This window comes from Sphingobium sp. RAC03 (assembly GCF_001713415.1).
Taxonomy (GTDB): domain Bacteria; phylum Pseudomonadota; class Alphaproteobacteria; order Sphingomonadales; family Sphingomonadaceae; genus Sphingobium.
In genome coordinates this window covers 2760757-2776989 of record NZ_CP016456.1, presented here as the reverse complement: position 1 = coordinate 2776989, position 16233 = coordinate 2760757, and the positions used below count along the sequence as shown (strand labels likewise).

The following is a 16233-nucleotide window of genomic DNA, read 5'->3' as shown; positions in this document are numbered from 1 at the left end:
AACCATCAACCAAAAAAGCGCCGATATTCAACGTCGTTACACTTTGAGACATAAATGCCATTGAGACGTACACGACCCTGCGACAGTCAGGGCGCGCACGCTTTCCCGCCATCTGTTTCGGCGCGTGGCGGCCCCTTTAACGATGACGGAGTGCTAGGAAAAGGTGCGATATCGCTTTGCAGGGATATGTGGGACGGCGCTGAGCCTGTCGGCCTGCGCCGTCGGCCCGGACTATCGACCGCCACAGGCCGTATCGATGGGGGTGCCCGCCACCTATTATCAGAATGTCGGCACGCCGCAGAACGAGGCTGATCTGGCCATATGGTGGACCCGGCTCAATGATCCGACGCTCTCGGCCCTGATCGATACGGCAATCGCCAACAATCTGGATATCGTCCAGGCGCAGGCGCGGCTGCGGCAAGCGCGCGAAAGCCTGGCACAGACCAACGCCGCCTTCCTGCCGCAGCTCAATGCTTCGGGCAATGGCGGCAAGAATTACCGCAGCCAGGCGGGCGGCACCCGCGTCGACGACAGCGGAAATGTCATCAGCACCGGTGCCAGCAACTGGTCGAGCAGCTATTCCGCCAACACATCCGCCAGTTGGCAGATCGACCTGTTCGGCGAACTCTCCCGCTCGGCCGAAGCCGCGCGGGCCGAACTGGCCGGATCGGGCTATGATCTCGCGACCGTGCGGATGACGATCATCTCCGAACTGGTCACCAACTATGTCCAGGCGCGGCTTGCCCAGGAACAATTGCGCATCGCCCGCGAAACGCAGCAGGTGCAGCAGGATAATTTCGACATAGCGGGCTGGCGCTTGCAGGCGGGCCTCGTCTCCTCGCTCGATGAACAGCAGGCCCGCGCGCAACTGGCGCAAACCCGCGCCTCCATCCCGCAGCAGGAAGCGAACCTGCGCGGCAGCCTCAACCGCATTGCCGTCCTGACCGGACAGGCACCGGGCGAAGCGACCCGCACGCTCGAAACGCCCGCCCCCATCCCCACCGCCACGTCGCAGATCGCGCTGGGCATCCCCGCCGATACGCTACGCCAGCGGCCCGACGTGCGAAGCGCGGAGCGTGCGCTTGCAGCGGCGACCGCACGCATCGGCGTGGCCGAAGCGCAACTCTATCCCTCGCTCGGTATCAGCGGCAATCTGGGCACCACGTCCAATGCGTTCAGCGATCTGTTCAGCCTGATCACCGGCGGCCTCTTCGCCAATGTGTCGCAAGTCATCTTCGACGGCGGCCGCTTGGCCTCGCAGGTCCGGTCACAACGGGCGGCGACCGACGCTGCCTTCGCCGCCTATAAGCAAAGCGTGCTGACCGCCTTGGAGGATGTCGAAAATGCCATGGCGTCGCTCGCCAGCGCCAGGGCACGGCAGGCGGAATTCACCATCGCCTATGATGCGTCGAACAACGCCGCCCTGCTGGCACGCAGCCAGTATCAGGCGGGCCTTATCGACTTCCAGACATTGTCGAATAGCGAAACCACCCTTTTGAACGCCCGCAACAGCCTCGCCACCGCCCGGTCGGACGAAATTCTGGCCATCGCCCGGCTTTACGATGCGCTGGGCGGCGGTTGGCAGAGCATGGACAACCGCCCCATCGATGAGCAAAAATCATGAGCAATGACGTGACCACCGATCCGGCCCTCGACGAATTTCTGGGCGCCAAGCCCGCCAAACCCTGGCGCAAATGGGCGATCCGGGGCGGCATCGGCGTCGCGCTGCTCATCGCCATATTGCTGGTGACGCAATGTTTTTCCGGCGACGACAAACCCAACTACGCGACCCGCGAAGTGCGCAAGGGCGACCTGACCGTCGCCGTGTCCGCGACCGGCAACCTCAAACCCGTCAATCAGGTCGATGTGGGGTCCGAACAGTCGGGCAAGATTACCGCCGTCTATGTCGACGTCAATGATCGCGTGACGCGCGGCCAGCGGCTCGCCGAACTCGACACCCGCCGCCTCGTAGACTCCGTGAACCAGAACCGCTCGCAGGTCTCGGCTTCGCAAGCCAGCGTCGCGCAGGCGCAGGCCCAGGTCGCGCTCGCCAAGGCAACGCTCGACCGCCAACTCAACGTCTATCAATTGTCGGGCGGCAAGGTGCCCGCCAAGACCGAGATCGACACGGCGCGCGCCAATTATCAGGGCGCGGTCGCCAGCCTGCGATCGGCGCAGGCGCAGGTCGATGTGTCCCGTGCCCAGCTTTCCTCTGCCCAGACCAACCTGTCGATCGCCCAGATCGTCTCGCCTGTGACCGGCGTGGTCCTCTCGCGCGACATCGAACCCGGCCAGACCGTCGCGGCCTCCTTCAACGCGCCGGTGCTGTTCACCATCGCCGAGGATCTGACGCAGATGGAGGTCGAAGTGTCGGTCGATGAAGCCGATGTCGGCCAGGTCAAGGATGGCCAGAGCGCGACCTTCGCGGTCGACGCCTTCCCCGGCCGCACCTTCCCGGCGACGGTGGCCCGCGTGAATGTCGGCTCGAACGCCAGCAACACCTCGTCATCCTCTACCACCACGACCAGCACGACCGGCACCGTGGTCGCCTACACCGCCGTTCTGACGGTGAACAACGAAGATGAAACACTGCGTCCCGGCATGACCGCGACCGCCGACATCGTGACGCAGGAATTGCGCGACGTGCTGCTCATCCCCAACAGCGCGCTACGCTTCAAGCCCAGCGCAGGCGCGAAGGGCGGCGGCATCACCAGCGTCCTGCCCGGCCCCGGCCGGATGCGGCGCGGCGGCAACACCCGCCAGGTCAATTTCGGCGCAGGCAGCAGCCAGACCGTCTATGTGCTGGGCGAAGACGGCAATCCCAAGGCGGTGCAAGTCACCATCGGCGCCAGCGACGGATCGCGCACGGCCATCACCGGCGGTGAGATCAAGGAAGGGATGCGCGTCATCACCGGGCAACTGGCCGCCGGCCAGGAAGCCCCGGCCGAGGACGAACGCGCCGCTCCCACCGATGCCAAGGCACCCGACCGCCAGCGTAATCCGGCAGCGGACGGCAAGCCCGCCAGCGTCGGCTCGCTTGGCAATTCGGGCGACAAGGCCCCCGAAACCGCCCCGGTCGCCCCCGCCGAAACGCGCGGCACTGGCCGGCCAAGCGGGACGTAAGGCGCATGGCGATCGCACCGATCATCTCGCTGCGCGGGGTCACCAAAGTCTATGGCGAAGGCCCGACCGCCTTTCAGGCATTGAAGGGCATCGACCTCGACATCGAACAGGGTGATTTCGTCGCCGTGATGGGGCCATCCGGCTCCGGCAAATCGACGACGATGAACATCCTTGGCTGCCTCGACGTGCCATCGGCTGGCACCTTCCTGTTCAAGGGCCACCATGTCGAGACGCTGGACCGCGACAAGCGCGCCCTGCTGCGCCGCCGCTATCTCGGCTTCGTGTTCCAGGGCTTCAACCTCCTGTCCCGCACGACCGCGCTGGAAAATGTCGAACTCCCGCTCATCTATCGCGGCGAGGACAAGAAGACGCGCTATGACCTCGGCATGGCCGCACTCGACAAGGTCGGCCTCAAGGAGTGGTGGGACCATACCCCCGCCGAACTGTCGGGCGGCCAGCAACAGCGCGTCGCCATCGCCCGCGCCATCGTCACCAGCCCCGATGTGCTGCTGGCGGACGAACCGACCGGCAATCTCGATTCAGAACGATCTGTCGAAATCATGGAATTGCTGACCGATCTCAATCAGAACAGCGGCATCACCGTGCTGATGGTCACCCACGAACCCGACATGGCCGCCTTCGCGCGGACCATCGTCCATTTCAAAGACGGCCTGGTCGAACGCATCGACAATGAGGTGACGGCGTGATGGGGATAGCGATCAAGCCTTCTCCCCGCGGGGGAGAAGGATACGCAGCCTTAGGCGCGAAGCGACTTAGGCGGAGTTGGAAGAGGGGGGTATGCCCTCGCGGCGGATCGCTGCCCCCTCTCCAAGCGGGGCTAGCCAGCAAGCTGGCAAGCGCCGCTATCCTCTCCCCCAAGGGGCGAGGAGGCTTCGGATGCTAGGCACCACCATCACCCTCGCCTTTCGCGCGATCAACCGCCACAAGCTGCGCAGCTTCCTCACGACGCTCGGCATCATCATCGGCGTCGCCGCGGTCGTGACCATGGTCACGCTCGGCAATGGCGCAACCGCCGCCGTGCGCGAACAGATCAGCTCGCTCGGCGCCAATGTCCTGCAATTGCGGCCCGGCCAGGGCTTTGGCCGCGGCGGCGGCGGCCCGCGCCCGCCCGATTTCAAGACGGCCGACCTCACCGCCATCCAGAATCAGTTGACCGGCGTGCGCGCCGTCGCGCCGCTGGTACAATCGAGCGGCACCGCCATCTATGAAGGCAATAACTGGTCCACCACTGTCTATGGCACGACATCGGCCTATTCCGAAGTCCAGCAATGGACCACCGATGTCGGCCGCCTGTTCCTGCCGGAAGAAGAAGAGGCCGGACGTCCGGTCTGCATCATCGGCAATACCGTGCGCACCAACCTGTTCCAGGGCGCGGACCCGGTGGGCAAGCGGATGCGGATCAAGGGCGTTTCCTGCCAAGTGATCGGCGCGCTCGCAACGCGCGGCCAGGGCGGCTTTGGCGATCAGGACGATGTCGTCGTCATGCCCATCAAATTCGTCCAGCGCCGCTTCACCGGCGACCGCGATATCAGCCAGATCATGGTTGCGGTGGACGATGCCTATGACACCAGCACCGTGCAATCGAGCCTAGAAGAACTCATGCGCGAACGGCGCAAGATCAAGGCGGGGTCCGAAGACAATTTCAACGTTTTCGACACCAAGCAGATCAGCGACACGCTGACCGGCACCACCACCATCCTGACCCAGATCGTCGGCGCCGTGGCCGCCATCTCGCTGCTCGTCGGCGGCATCGGCATCATGAACATCATGCTGGTGTCCGTGACCGAGCGGACCCGCGAAATCGGCATCCGCCTCGCCATCGGCGCTGTCGCGCGGGAAGTGCTGATGCAGTTCCTGGTCGAAGCGATCGTGCTGTCCTGCCTTGGCGGCCTGATCGGCCTGTTGCTGGCGCTGGCCGCCACCGCCGCCATCGCCCCGCTGATGCAGGTGCCCTTCCTCTTCGACATCAAGGTCAACCTGATCGCCTTCGTCTTTTCGGCGGCGATCGGCGTCGTATTCGGCTATTTCCCCGCCCGACGCGCAGCAGCCCTTAACCCCATCGATGCCCTACGCCACGAATAGCAGACCGTTCACCCTCCCCCCGGCGGGGGTCGTTGCGATATTCATCATCCACAAGTTTTTACGTCATCCCCGCGAAGGCGGGGATCCATCTCCGGACCTAAATTCAAGACGATAAGGTGGGAGATGGATTCCCGCCTTCGCGGGAATGACGATGATTCGTAAGCGATCCGCATTTCGCAACGATCCCCCGGCGGGGGATGTGGCTGGCGCCGCCAGACGGAGGGGTGTTCCGCCATCGATTTAGCGCCCAAACCCCTGAAATCTGGCCATTCCTGAACAGCCATTCAGCCCAAACAACCACTTGATACAATTTCCGACACTCTTTGCCCCTTCCCGGCACATCCCCGCGACAAGCGGGGCCTATCTCTGTCTTCGACGCCAGAGACGGCGCCCGAAACACAGGCAAAGGAGCAAGTATATGTTCAAGAAGATCATCATGGCCCTGGCCACCACCACCTTGGTCGCCAGCCCCCTCATCAGCGCGCAGGCCCAGGCACAAAGCTACGGCGCGCAGCATCGCCAGGAACAGACCCGCACGGTCGTCAAGCAAAAGCCCAACGGCCGCACCGTGGTCAAGCAGAAGACCGTCGTGAACAAGCCCGGCGTGCGCAACAACGGCAATGTCGTCTATCGCGGCAACGCCTATCGCCCGAACCGCGCCGCCGTGGTCAATCATCGCTGGGCCAAGGGTCAGCGCTTCGACCGTCGCCAGGCCGCCAATTATCGGGTGATCAACAATTATCGCGGCTATCGCTTGAACGCCCCACCGCGCGGCTATCAGTGGGTCCAGTCGGGTAACGACGCGGTCCTGATCGCCCTCACCAGCGGCATCATCGGCGCGGTCATCGGCGGCGCGATCCGCTAAAACCAGATACCTCCCGACAGCCGGAGGGTCGCATGGATGCCCCAGGGGTTCTCTCTCCCCCCTGGGGCATCTTCCTGTCTAATCCAGGTTAAACACCCCATATTAAGGGATTTTCTCCTATAAGATACCAAAGCGCCGAGCCGGGACCATCCATGCCACTACATCAGATCATGTATATCAGCACCGTCGTAGGTACGGTCACGCCGCAGGAATGCGCCGCCGTCGCGCAACTTTCCGCCGTCAACAACCAGCGCGACGATGTCACCGGCCTCCTGCTGTTCAACTCGCGCCGCTTCCTCCAGGTGCTGGAAGGGCCAAGGGATGCGGTCGAACGCATCTTCGCCCGCATCTATGACGACCCCCGCCACCGCGCCGTCGTCAAGCTGCGCGAAGGCACGATCGAGACACGCGAATTTGGCCAATGGGCCATGGCCTATGACGACCCCGCCCGGCCGTCGAACAGCTTGAAGGACAAGGTCGCCGCCCTGCTCGAACGGGCCGGTCCCTCGACCCGCGCGCACTTCATGGGATCAGCCGACCTGCACCGCCCGGCCGTCCGATAAGGGATCAGACCAGCCCGGTCAGATAATAGACCGCAATCACGACAAAGACCGTCAGCGTCTTGATCAGCGTCAGCGCGAAAATATCCTTATAGGCCTGCCGGTGGGTCAGCCCCGTCACCGCCAGCAGCGTGATCACCGCGCCATTATGCGGCAAACTGTCCATCCCGCCCGACGCCATCGACGCCACCCGGTGCAACACCTCGCGCGGGATGCCCGCCGCATCGCCCGCCAGCATGAACTGGTCCGCCATGGCGGCCAGCGCGATCGACAGGCCACCCGATGCCGACCCGGTGATCCCGGCGAGCGACGTCACCGTAATCGCTTCATTGATCAACGGATTGGGGATCGCCTTGAGCGCTTCCTTGACGACCAGAAAACCGGGCAGCGCCGCGATCACCGCACCGAACCCATATTCCACCGCCGTATTCATCCCTGCCAGCAAAGCGCCGCCCACCGCCGCCTTCGATCCTTCGGCAAAGCGCTTGGCCACGGTACGGAAGGCAAACATAAGGATCGTCGCAATGCCGAGCAGCAACGCGCCCTCCACCGCCCACAGCGCGGACACCTGCGCCACCTGCACCTCCACTGGCGCAGCCATCCCGACCAGCGACAAGGTGACGACATCGCCGCTCACCCAGCGCGGGATCGCCATCGTCAGCAGCAGATTGCCAACCCCCACCACCAACAACGGCAGCAGCGCGATTAGCGGATGCACCGGGGCGGCGTCCTCCACCGGCTCCGGTTCGTTCACCAGCGTTTCAGGCGCACCATAGCCCTCGCCCGCCGCCATCAGCGTCCGTCGCCGCCAGCCAAGATAGGCCAGTCCCATCGCCGCGATACAGACCGACCCGATCGTCCCCAGCACCGGCGCGGCCCAAGTGGTCGTGCCAAAGAAGCTCGTCGGAATGATATTCTGGATCTGCGGCGTGCCGGGCAACGCATCCATGGTGAAGGTGATCGCGCCCAGGCCGATGGTCGCCGGCACCAGCCGCTTGGGAATGTCGGCCCGGCGAAACATCTCGGCGGCGAAGGGATAGACGGCGAACACCGCGACGAACACCGACACCCCGCCATAGGTCAGCAGTGCCGTCACCAGCATGATCGCCGGAATCCCCCGCCCCGCGCCCACCACGCCGATCACCGCCGTCACGATCGCGCGGGAAAAACCCGAAATCTCGACCAGCTTGCCGAACAGCGCGCCCAGCAGAAACACAGGAAAATAGAGCTTCAGGAAACTCGCCACCTTCTCCATGAACAGCCCCGAAAAGGCAGCAGGCACGGCGGCCGGATCCGTCAACAACACCGCCAGCATCGCCAGCAACGGCGCCATGATGATGACGCTCATGCCCCGATAGGCCGCGATCATCAGCAGGATCAGTGACAAGGCGGCAATCGCAACGGCCATATACTCTCCTGCTCCTCAAATTTTATGTCCGTTCCCCGGCGAAGGCCGGGGCCCAGTCCAAACCTAACAACTGGACCCCGGCCTTCGCCGAGGAACGCTTTGCCATGGTGGCGCACTATCTATATTCAATCTGCGCTGGCAAGTCTGGCGGATCACATAGCCACGCGAGCCCCTTGCCTTTCCCCCGCATTTCCGCCATAGGCCCGCCTTCGCGACGGACCGGGGTGACTCGCTCTAGTGCGAAGATACGGAACGAGACGACAGCCGGAGGGGCGCTGCACATGGGGTGCGCGTCAGCAATCGGCCAACAGAAAAGGCATTATCATGGCTCTGTACGAGCATGTGTTCCTTGCGCGCCAGGATCTGGCACAGGCGCAGGTGGACGCGCTGGCGGAAATCGCCACCAAGATCGTCGAAGAGAATGAAGGCAAGGTTACCAAGGTCGAGACCTGGGGTCTGCGTTCGCTCGCCTACAAGATCGCGAAGAACCGCAAGGCGCACTACGTCATGCTGAACATCGACGCGCCGGGCAATGTGATCGCGGAGCTGGAGCGCCAGACCCAGATCAACGAAGACATCATCCGCTACATGACCGTCAAGGTCGACGAGCTGGAAACCGGCCCTTCGGTGATGATGCGCAAGCAGGAGCGTTCGGAACGTGGTGATCGCGGTCCCCGCGGCGACCGTGGCGATCGTGGCCCGCGCGAAGATCGTGGTGATCGTGGCCCGCGCCGCGACCGCGAAGAAACCGCTGGCGAATAAGGAGACCTGAACCATGGCACGCCCATTTTTCCGCCGCCGCAAGAGCTGCCCCTTCGCCGCCAAGGATGCGCCGAAGATCGATTATAAGGACGTCCGTCTGTTGCAGGGCTTCGTGTCCGAACGCGGCAAGATCGTCCCCAGCCGCATCACGGCCGTTTCGGCCAAGAAGCAGCGCGAACTGTCCCAGGCCATCAAGCGCGCCCGTCATCTGGGCCTGCTGCCCTACATCGTGAAGTAAGGGAGTAAGCCCCATGGAAATCATTCTGCTCGAACGCATCGAGAAGCTCGGCGCCATTGGCGACGTCGTAACCGTCAAGGACGGCTACGCCCGTAACTTCCTGTTGCCGAACAAGAAGGCGCTGCGCTCCAACAACGCCAATAAAAAGGTGTTCGAGGCCAACCGCGCCAAGATCGAAGCCGACAATGCTGCCCGTCGTGCCGACGCGGAAGCCGCGGCCGATGGTGTCAACGGCACCCAGATCGTCCTGATCCGCCAGTCGTCCAACGCTGGTGCGCTCTATGGTTCGGTTGCGGTTCGCGACATCCTCGAAGCGCTCAGCGCCCAGGGCATCACCAACGTGACCAAGTCGATGATCGTGCTGGAACGCCCGATCAAGACGCTCGGCGTTTTCGACGTCAAGGTTGCGCTGCACCCCGAAGTCGTGACCACCATCCAGGTCAACGTCGCCCGCTCGCCGGAAGAAGCCGATCTCCAGTCGCAAGGCGTGGACGTGATGGCTGATCTGTTCGAAAAGGACGAGAGCGGCTTCACCGAAGACTATGATCCCAATGCTGAGCCTGGCGAAATCGCCATGGACAAGGCTGAAGACGAAGCCCCGGCCGAAGACGCCTGAGCCTCCTCTTCCGATCGAACGAGAAAGCCGCCCCGCAACGGGCGGCTTTTTTGTTGGTGCGGCACAAAGGGTTGGCCCTCCGCGTCCAAGTAAATGCTGCACTGCGGGATCGAACGGGGATGCGGTCCGTTTCCCCGTTCAGGCTTGCATCGTGGTTGGCCCTTAACCGCGCGTCAGCCAAGGGGACGTCCCATGAAAAATCCATTCGCCTCGGCTATGAAGGCCGCCAGACTGATGCAGAAGGGCCGCCCGATGTCGGCCGCCTTTGCCATGCATGGGCTACTGACGACTCCCGCCAAGCCCCTCAAAAAAGCGCCAGCCCGCAAACCTGCCACCAAACGGACGCCCAAGCCGACCCCGCCCGCCCGGCCCCTGCCCGGCAGCTTCACCGACGGCCTGTTCGAAAGCAAGCATGGCACGATTCGCTATAAGCTCTACACGCCGACCGGCTCCGCGCGCCGCCGTATGCCGATCGTCGTGATGCTCCATGGCTGTTCCCAATCCGCGGGCGATTTCGCAACCGGCACCGGCATGAACCAACTCGCCGACGAACGCGGCGTCATCATGCTCTATCCCGAACAATCCCGGTCGGCCAATATGGCCCGCTGCTGGAACTGGCACCGGCCTGGCGACCAACTGCGCGGCAAGGGCGAACCGGCGCTGATCGCCGGGCTGACCCGCCACGCCATCGCGCTGGCCCGCGCCGACCCCACGCGGGTCTATATCGCGGGCATATCCGCAGGCGGCGTCGCGGCCGCGATCATCGGCCAGGCCTATCCCGAACTGTTCGTCGCGGTCGGCATCCATTCCGCCCTGACCCGTGGCGACGTCAGCACCGTCAGCGGCGCGCTGGCCGCCATGCGGGGCCGCTCGACGAGCGAGGCCCCGACCGGCCGCACACCCCGCCCCCGCCCGACCATCGTCTTTCATGGCGACGCCGACACCGTCGTCCACCCCTCCAATGCGGACGGCTTCCGGTCGCTGCTCGAACGGTCGACCCACGGCCCGCTGGTCAGCCGGACGGAGGAAGGCATGTCGGCGGGCGGACGCGCCTTCACCCGCACCGAACATCGCGACGCAAAGGGCGACGTCATGCTGGAAAACTGGACCGTCCATGGCAGCAGCCACGCCTGGTCGGGCGGCGCGCGCGCGGGTTCCTACACCGACCCCGCCGGTCCCGACGCCTCGCGCGCCATGCTGCGCTTCTTCCTCGCCCGTAGGCGCAAGCCAGTGCGCAAGGCCGTGCCCTGACGCACGGAACGCCGCCAAGCGCGGCGCGTTGCGCCATCATGAAAAACCCTGCCCTGATCGAAAAGCTGGCCCGCCATCTCGCCACGGACGCACCCGACGACTGGCCCGCCCGCGTTCAGGATGCGGCCAGCATCCTCGCCCTGATGAAGGAGCCGGACGAAGCCATGCGCGCCGTCGGCGATGCGGCGATCTGGGAAGCGATGATTGACGCGGCCCTGCGCGAACGCTGGACTGTGGCACCGCCCGCTGCAAATGAAAGCGATTCGGGCGGGTCGGACGAAGAAGGCGAGATCCGGCTGACCTCCGAAGCGGTCGGCCATGATCGCGCCGACTGGGTCCACATACATCATGAGCGGGAGAAGCAATCATGAAGGGGCTATTCAAACTGGCCATCGTCACGGGTCTGGGCGCCATCGCGCTCAAAGGCTGGCGCGCATGGATGGGTGACGGCAAGGTGCCCGACGATCGCGGTCCCATCGGCTCCTCCGGCATCGTCCGCGACGCCGGGCCACAGGAGGGCATTGCCGAGGCGGACTGGGACTTGGTCGATGAACAGTCGGACGAGAGCTTTCCCGCCAGCGACCCGCCGGGCAATTACTGAACCAAACCTCCATTGCTCCCCCGCCACGCGCCCTCTATGAAGCGCGCGCACGGGGCGGCTATTCACCGCCCATAACAGGGGAATGACCGTCCATGCCTTCGGGTCTGATCGCGCTGCTCGATGATGTCGCGGGCATTGCCAAACTTGCCGCGACCTCGCTCGACGATGTCGCCGCCGCGGCTGGTAAGGCCGGCACGAAGGCGGCAGGCGTCGTGATCGACGACGCCGCCGTGACCCCCAATTACGTGATGGGCCTCACCGCCGAACGCGAATTGCCGATCATCTGGAAAATCGCCAAGGGATCGATCCGCAACAAACTCCTCTTCCTGCTGCCCGCCGCTTTGCTCATCAGCGCGCTCGCGCCCTGGCTGCTGCCACCGCTTCTCATGGTCGGCGGCGCCTTCCTCTGTTTCGAGGCGGCGGAAAAGCTGCTGGAAGCGATCCAGGGCGGCCATGACGTCGCCGAAGAAGCGCTGGCGACCCTCAATTCGACAGAGCTTGAAAACCAGAAAGTATCGAGCGCCATCCGCACCGACTTCATCCTGTCGGGTGAAATCATGGCCATTTCGCTTGGCACCGTGGCCGACAAGCCGATCTGGGAGCAGGCGATCGTCCTGTTCGTCGTTGCTATCGGGATCACGGCGGGCGTCTATGGCGTCGTCGGCCTGATCGTGAAGATGGACGATATCGGCCTCCACCTCGCCCAGCGCGCCTCCTACGTCACCCGCGCGATCGGCCGTGGCCTGGTCAAGGCGATGCCGATCCTCATGAAGATATTGAGCGTCGTCGGCACCGCCGCGATGCTCTGGGTCGGCGGTGGCCTCATCGTCCACGGCCTGCACGAATATCATCTCGATCTGATCCCCGACATGATCCACCATCTGGCGCAGGGCGCGGCTCAGGCGCTCCCCGCCGTCGCCCCCGTGGCCGATTGGGTGGTCAATGCAATCGGCGCAGGCATTGTCGGCCTCATAATCGGCGCCATCATCGTCGCCGCCCTGCATCTGTTCAAGAAAAAGCATTAAGCCAACGGTCCGTGCTCCTGCGCAAGCAGGAGCCCAGGGCGCAACGGCACACCCGATCTTTTGGACCATGGCCGTGACCCACCCCTCCCCATGGCGCATCGAAGCCAGCGCCCTCATCGCCCTCGCGCTGCCGATGATCGCGGGCAATATCGCCTGGTCGGCCATCGCCGCGACCGACCTGCTGCTGCTCGGCCGCCTTGGCGCAGAAGCGGTCGCAGCGGGTGCGCTCGCCATCAACCTGTTCCACGCTTTCCTGCTCTTCGGCATGGGTCTCGTCACCGCCGCCTCGCCGCTGATCGCCAGCGAGCGCGGCCGCCGCCGCCATTCGGTGCGCGACGTGCGCCGTACCGTGCAACAGACGCTGCGCGCCGCGCTCTTCTTCGTGCTGCCCGCTTGGGCGATCCTGTGGCAGTGCGAGGCGATATTGCTCGCCATGGGGCAGGATGCCGACCTGTCGCGCGATGCCGGACGATTGATGCACGGCATGCAATGGGCGCTGCTGCCTTTCCTTGGCTTCACCACATTGCGGACCTTCATCGCCGCGCTGGAACGGCCGATCTGGGGCCTGCTCATCATGCTCTGCGCGCTGCCCTTCAACCTGCTGATTGGCTGGGCGCTGATCTTCGGCCATCTCGGCTTCCCGCCGCTCGGCCTCTTCGGTGCCGGGCTGGCGGGCACCATCTCGTCGGCCTTTCTCTTCTTCGGCCTGCTCGGCGTCATCCTGATCGACCGGCGCTTCCGCCGCTATCGCATCCTGGGTCGTTTCTGGACGCGCGATCGCGAACGGCAGCGGCAGGTCTGGGCGCTCGGCCTCCCGATCGCGATCACGCTCGGCTTTGAAACCACCGTCTTCAACGCTTCGGCGCTGCTCATGGGGCTGATCGACCGCGACTCGCTCGCCGCCCATGCGGTCGCGATCCAGATCGCCGCTCTGGTGTTCATGGTGCCGATGGGCATAGGCCAGGCCGCCACCGTGCGCGTTGGCATCGCCCATGGACGACATGACCGCGCCGGGATCGGCCGCGCCGGCTGGCTGGCGCTGATCCTGGGCACGGGCTTTGCCGCCGTCGCCGCCGCCGCGCTCATCCTGATGCCGCGCACCCTGGTTTCCGTCTTCCTCGACCTCGACAACCCGGCCAATGCCCGGACGATCAGCCTCGCCGTCAGCTTCCTCGCCATCGCCGCCCTGTTTCAGCTTGTCGATGCCGCGCAGGCCGTCGGCGCGGGCGTGCTGCGCGGGTTGCAGGACACGACCATCCCGATGATCTTCGCGCTCATCGGCTATTGGGTGGTGGGGATCGGCATCGGCAGCTTGCTCGCCTTTCCGCTCGGCATGGACGGCCTCGGCATTTGGCTCGGTCTCGCCAGCGGCCTTGGCGTTGTGGCCGTCATGCTGGTCATCCGCTGGTCCTTACGCGAACGGCTGGGCCTCGTCCCGGCCTGATTGCGTTGCGCGTCCATGGTGCGGCGCACAAAGCAATTGAAAGAATCGGCAAAATCGGTCATGAATCGGACATCATGCAAGCCCCGACCGAGATTTTTGAAGCGATCGCGCTCCAGAAGTGCCTGAAGGTGACCTATAACAAGATGGTCGTCACCCTGGCCCCGCACATCCTCTACACGCGCCATGATGAATTATTCATCGACGCCGTGACCGTCGATCGCGACGGCACCCCCCCGCGCGAACTCAAGCTCGGCACGTTCAAGCTGGTCGGCCTATCCGACCTCAAGGTGTTGGACGAGCAGTTCGAGGCGATGCACGGTCTTTACGACCAGAATGACGATAAATACCGCAACGTCACCTTGTTCGCCGTAGCCCCAGAAAGCGCCGCCGCCTGACCGGCGGAGGGCTAGGCAAAACCTCCGTTCGTTTCGAGCGAAGTCGAGAAACCTGACCGCAGCGTTTCTCGACTTCGCTCGAAACGAACGGGTCGGGGCGCGCGCGCCCCCTCACTTCTTAAACCGATACCCCGTCCGAAACATCCAGGCGATAATGGCGATACACACCGTCAGCATCCCGGCGACGAACAACAGGCTGAACTCGATCCCGACATCCCCCTGGCCAAAGAAGGTCCAGCGGAAGCCGGAGATCAGATAGACGATCGGGTTGAAGAAGGTGATCGTCCGCCACGGTTCGGCCAGCATCTGCACTGAATAAAAAGCCCCGCCCAGAAACGTCATCGGCATGATCAGCAGCATCGGGATCACCTGCAACTGCTCGAAACTCTGCGCCCATACGCCAAGGATGAAGCCGAACAGGCAGAAACTGATCGCGATCAGCACCATGAACCCGGCCATCGCAAAGGGATGCGCCACCTGCACATCGACGAACAGATGCGCCGTCAGGAAAATGATGCTGCCGACGATCAGCGACTTGGTCGCCGCCGCGCCGACATAGGCGATGATCGTCTCGGTCGCTGACACCGGGGCCGACAGCAATTCATAGATGGTGCCGGTGAATTTGGGCATATAGATGCCGAAACTCGCATTGAAGATGCTCTCGGTGAACATCGACATCATGATGAGGCCCGGCACGATGAAGGCGGCATAGGGAATCCCGTCCACCTCCGTCATCCGCGACCCGATCGCGCCGCCGAACACCACGAAATAGAGCGATGTCGTAATCACCGGCACCAGCAGGCCCGTCATGAGCGTGCGCCGGAACCGATGCAATTCGAACAGATAGATCGCCGCAATGGCGCGCACATTCTGTAGCATCACGCCGCCTTCTCCTGATGAACCAGGCTCACGAAAATATCCTCCAGGCTGCTCTGCCGCGTATTCAGATCCTTATACGCGATGCCCAGGTCACCCAGCCGCCGCAGCAGCGACGACACCCCGGTCCGCTCCGCCGTCGTATCGAAAATATATTCGATTTCATGGCCATCGGCCTTCAGCGTCACGTCCCATTCGGCCAGTTCGCCGGGCACGCTCGCCAGCGGCTCGGCCAGAACAACGCTCAGCGTCTTCTTGCCCAGCTTCTTCATCAGCGCGACCTTGTCCTCGACCAGCATCAGCTCGCCGCGGTTGATCACCCCCACCCGGTCGGCCATTTCCTCAGCCTCCTCGATATAATGGGTGGTCAGGATGATGGTGACGCCGGTCTGGCGCAATTCGCCGATCAGCGTCCACATGTCGCGCCGCAACTCCACGTCCACGCCCGCCGTGGGCTCGTCCAGGAACAGCACGCGCGGCTCATGGCTCAGCGCCTTGGCGATCATCACCCGGCGCTTCATGCCGCCCGACAATTCCAAGATTTTGCTGTTGCGCTTGTCCCACAGCGACAGGTCGCGCAGCACCTTTTCGATATGGGCCGGGTTGCGCGGCTTGCCGAACAGCCCCCGGCTGAACGTCACCGTGTCGATCACCCGTTCGAACTGGTCGGTGGACAATTCCTGCGGCACCAGCCCGATCGCCGACCGCGCCCCGCGATAGTCGCGCACAATGTCATGCCCGGCCACCGTCACGCTGCCGCCCGTCGCCCGCGCAATGCCGCAGATGATGGAGATCATCGTCGTCTTGCCCGCGCCATTCGGCCCCAGCAGCGCGAAAATCTCGCCTTCCTCGATGGTCAGGTCAACGCCCTTGAGCGCCTCGAATCCAGACGCATAGCGTTTGGTCAGGCCGTCGATGGTAATGATGGATGCCATGGATGGCTCAGCCCCTTTTTGCAGTGCGGCA

General features: G+C 64.0%; 18 protein-coding genes. 15 read left to right on the top strand and 3 right to left on the bottom strand.

All coding sequences use genetic code 11. The annotated features are described in order from the left end of the window. Window positions 1–163: 163 nt before the first annotated feature. From BSY17_RS18035 to BSY17_RS18010, 6 genes are all read left to right on the top strand, one after another. On the top strand, window positions 164–1624 hold the full coding sequence (locus BSY17_RS18035) for an efflux transporter outer membrane subunit (protein WP_069066498.1): 1461 nt from the start codon (window positions 164–166) through the stop codon (window positions 1622–1624). Continuing rightward, window positions 1621–3123, top strand: coding sequence for an efflux RND transporter periplasmic adaptor subunit (locus BSY17_RS18030; RefSeq protein WP_069066497.1), 1503 nt, complete (start codon window positions 1621–1623; stop codon window positions 3121–3123). The genes BSY17_RS18035 and BSY17_RS18030 overlap by 4 nt, the downstream gene beginning before the upstream one ends. 5 nt (window positions 3124–3128) lie before the next feature. Then, window positions 3129–3830 (top strand): ABC transporter ATP-binding protein, encoded by a 702-nt coding sequence (locus BSY17_RS18025; RefSeq protein ID WP_069066496.1) that lies wholly within the window; start codon window positions 3129–3131, stop codon window positions 3828–3830. A gap of 190 nt (window positions 3831–4020) precedes the next feature. Beyond that, window positions 4021–5226, top strand: a complete 1206-nt coding sequence (locus tag BSY17_RS18020) for an ABC transporter permease (protein WP_069066495.1) — start codon at window positions 4021–4023, stop codon at window positions 5224–5226. Window positions 5227–5644: 418 nt separating this feature from the next. Beyond that, window positions 5645–6091: an RcnB family protein gene (locus tag BSY17_RS18015; protein WP_069066494.1), complete on the top strand. Its 447-nt coding sequence runs from the start codon at window positions 5645–5647 to the stop codon at window positions 6089–6091. A 170-nt stretch (window positions 6092–6261) separates the two neighbouring features. Next, the gene (locus BSY17_RS18010) at window positions 6262–6654 is read left to right on the top strand and encodes a BLUF domain-containing protein (protein WP_069066493.1); all 393 of its coding nucleotides are present in this window, start codon (window positions 6262–6264) and stop codon (window positions 6652–6654) included. A 4-nt stretch (window positions 6655–6658) separates the two neighbouring features. Here BSY17_RS18010 and BSY17_RS18005 read toward each other — a convergent pair whose 3' ends face one another. Continuing rightward, window positions 6659–8059: a GntP family permease gene (locus BSY17_RS18005; RefSeq protein WP_069066492.1), complete on the bottom strand. Its 1401-nt coding sequence runs from the start codon at window positions 8057–8059 to the stop codon at window positions 6659–6661. 324 nt (window positions 8060–8383) lie between these two features. Here BSY17_RS18005 and rpsF point away from each other — a divergent pair, with 324 nt between their 5' ends. From rpsF to BSY17_RS17960, 9 genes are all read left to right on the top strand, one after another. Then, on the top strand, window positions 8384–8821 hold the full coding sequence (gene rpsF / locus BSY17_RS18000) for a 30S ribosomal protein S6 (RefSeq protein WP_037475143.1): 438 nt from the start codon (window positions 8384–8386) through the stop codon (window positions 8819–8821). Between the two features lie 13 nt (window positions 8822–8834). After that, entirely contained in the window at window positions 8835–9059 is a 225-nt protein-coding gene (gene rpsR / locus BSY17_RS17995) for a 30S ribosomal protein S18 (RefSeq protein ID WP_006950194.1), read from the top strand. Between the two features lie 13 nt (window positions 9060–9072). Then, window positions 9073–9675, top strand: a complete 603-nt coding sequence (rplI, locus tag BSY17_RS17990; RefSeq protein WP_037475137.1) for a 50S ribosomal protein L9 — start codon at window positions 9073–9075, stop codon at window positions 9673–9675. A gap of 192 nt (window positions 9676–9867) precedes the next feature. Further along, the gene (locus BSY17_RS17985) at window positions 9868–10926 is read left to right on the top strand and encodes an extracellular catalytic domain type 1 short-chain-length polyhydroxyalkanoate depolymerase (RefSeq protein ID WP_069066491.1); all 1059 of its coding nucleotides are present in this window, start codon (window positions 9868–9870) and stop codon (window positions 10924–10926) included. A gap of 38 nt (window positions 10927–10964) precedes the next feature. Further along, window positions 10965–11297 (top strand): hypothetical protein, encoded by a 333-nt coding sequence (locus BSY17_RS17980; protein WP_037475131.1) that lies wholly within the window; start codon window positions 10965–10967, stop codon window positions 11295–11297. Next, complete coding sequence (locus BSY17_RS17975; protein WP_037475129.1) at window positions 11294–11527, top strand: hypothetical protein; 234 nt, start codon at window positions 11294–11296, stop codon at window positions 11525–11527. The genes BSY17_RS17980 and BSY17_RS17975 overlap by 4 nt, the downstream gene beginning before the upstream one ends. Before the next feature lie 92 nt (window positions 11528–11619). Next, window positions 11620–12552, top strand: coding sequence for a DUF808 domain-containing protein (locus tag BSY17_RS17970; RefSeq protein WP_069066490.1), 933 nt, complete (start codon window positions 11620–11622; stop codon window positions 12550–12552). 67 nt (window positions 12553–12619) lie between these two features. Beyond that, window positions 12620–13996, top strand: a complete 1377-nt coding sequence (locus BSY17_RS17965; protein ID WP_069066489.1) for an MATE family efflux transporter — start codon at window positions 12620–12622, stop codon at window positions 13994–13996. Between the two features lie 74 nt (window positions 13997–14070). Next, on the top strand, window positions 14071–14391 hold the full coding sequence (locus BSY17_RS17960) for a hypothetical protein (RefSeq protein WP_037479154.1): 321 nt from the start codon (window positions 14071–14073) through the stop codon (window positions 14389–14391). Between the two features lie 111 nt (window positions 14392–14502). Here the strand turns inward: BSY17_RS17960 and BSY17_RS17955 are convergent, their stop codons facing one another. Together BSY17_RS17955 and BSY17_RS17950 are read right to left on the bottom strand one after the other, a co-directional pair. After that, on the bottom strand, window positions 14503–15270 hold the full coding sequence (locus BSY17_RS17955; RefSeq protein WP_069066488.1) for an ABC transporter permease: 768 nt from the start codon (window positions 15268–15270) through the stop codon (window positions 14503–14505). Further along, window positions 15270–16202, bottom strand: coding sequence for an ABC transporter ATP-binding protein (locus tag BSY17_RS17950; protein WP_069066487.1), 933 nt, complete (start codon window positions 16200–16202; stop codon window positions 15270–15272). Before BSY17_RS17950 ends, BSY17_RS17955 begins: the two co-directional genes overlap by 1 nt. Window positions 16203–16233: the final 31 nt, after the last annotated feature.

Excerpts from the sequence above, each read along its gene's own strand:
- BSY17_RS18030 (WP_069066497.1), top strand. The coding sequence starts at position 1,621 with ATGAGCAATGACGTGACCACCGATCCGGCCCTCGACGAATTTCTGGGC.
- BSY17_RS18025 (WP_069066496.1), top strand. The coding sequence starts at position 3,129 with ATGGCGATCGCACCGATCATCTCGCTGCGCGGGGTCACCAAAGTCTAT.
- BSY17_RS18020 (WP_069066495.1), top strand. The coding sequence starts at position 4,021 with ATGCTAGGCACCACCATCACCCTCGCCTTTCGCGCGATCAACCGCCAC.
- BSY17_RS18015 (WP_069066494.1), top strand. The coding sequence starts at position 5,645 with ATGTTCAAGAAGATCATCATGGCCCTGGCCACCACCACCTTGGTCGCC.
- BSY17_RS18010 (WP_069066493.1), top strand. The coding sequence starts at position 6,262 with ATGTATATCAGCACCGTCGTAGGTACGGTCACGCCGCAGGAATGCGCC.
- BSY17_RS18005 (WP_069066492.1), bottom strand. The coding sequence starts at position 8,059 with ATGGCCGTTGCGATTGCCGCCTTGTCACTGATCCTGCTGATGATCGCG.
- rpsF (WP_037475143.1), top strand. The coding sequence starts at position 8,384 with ATGGCTCTGTACGAGCATGTGTTCCTTGCGCGCCAGGATCTGGCACAG.
- rpsR (WP_006950194.1), top strand. The coding sequence starts at position 8,835 with ATGGCACGCCCATTTTTCCGCCGCCGCAAGAGCTGCCCCTTCGCCGCC.
- rplI (WP_037475137.1), top strand. The coding sequence starts at position 9,073 with ATGGAAATCATTCTGCTCGAACGCATCGAGAAGCTCGGCGCCATTGGC.
- BSY17_RS17985 (WP_069066491.1), top strand. The coding sequence starts at position 9,868 with ATGAAAAATCCATTCGCCTCGGCTATGAAGGCCGCCAGACTGATGCAG.
- BSY17_RS17980 (WP_037475131.1), top strand. The coding sequence starts at position 10,965 with ATGAAAAACCCTGCCCTGATCGAAAAGCTGGCCCGCCATCTCGCCACG.
- BSY17_RS17975 (WP_037475129.1), top strand. The coding sequence starts at position 11,294 with ATGAAGGGGCTATTCAAACTGGCCATCGTCACGGGTCTGGGCGCCATC.
- BSY17_RS17970 (WP_069066490.1), top strand. The coding sequence starts at position 11,620 with ATGCCTTCGGGTCTGATCGCGCTGCTCGATGATGTCGCGGGCATTGCC.
- BSY17_RS17965 (WP_069066489.1), top strand. The coding sequence starts at position 12,620 with ATGGCCGTGACCCACCCCTCCCCATGGCGCATCGAAGCCAGCGCCCTC.
- BSY17_RS17960 (WP_037479154.1), top strand. The coding sequence starts at position 14,071 with ATGCAAGCCCCGACCGAGATTTTTGAAGCGATCGCGCTCCAGAAGTGC.
- BSY17_RS17955 (WP_069066488.1), bottom strand. The coding sequence starts at position 15,270 with ATGCTACAGAATGTGCGCGCCATTGCGGCGATCTATCTGTTCGAATTG.
- BSY17_RS17950 (WP_069066487.1), bottom strand. The coding sequence starts at position 16,202 with ATGGCATCCATCATTACCATCGACGGCCTGACCAAACGCTATGCGTCT.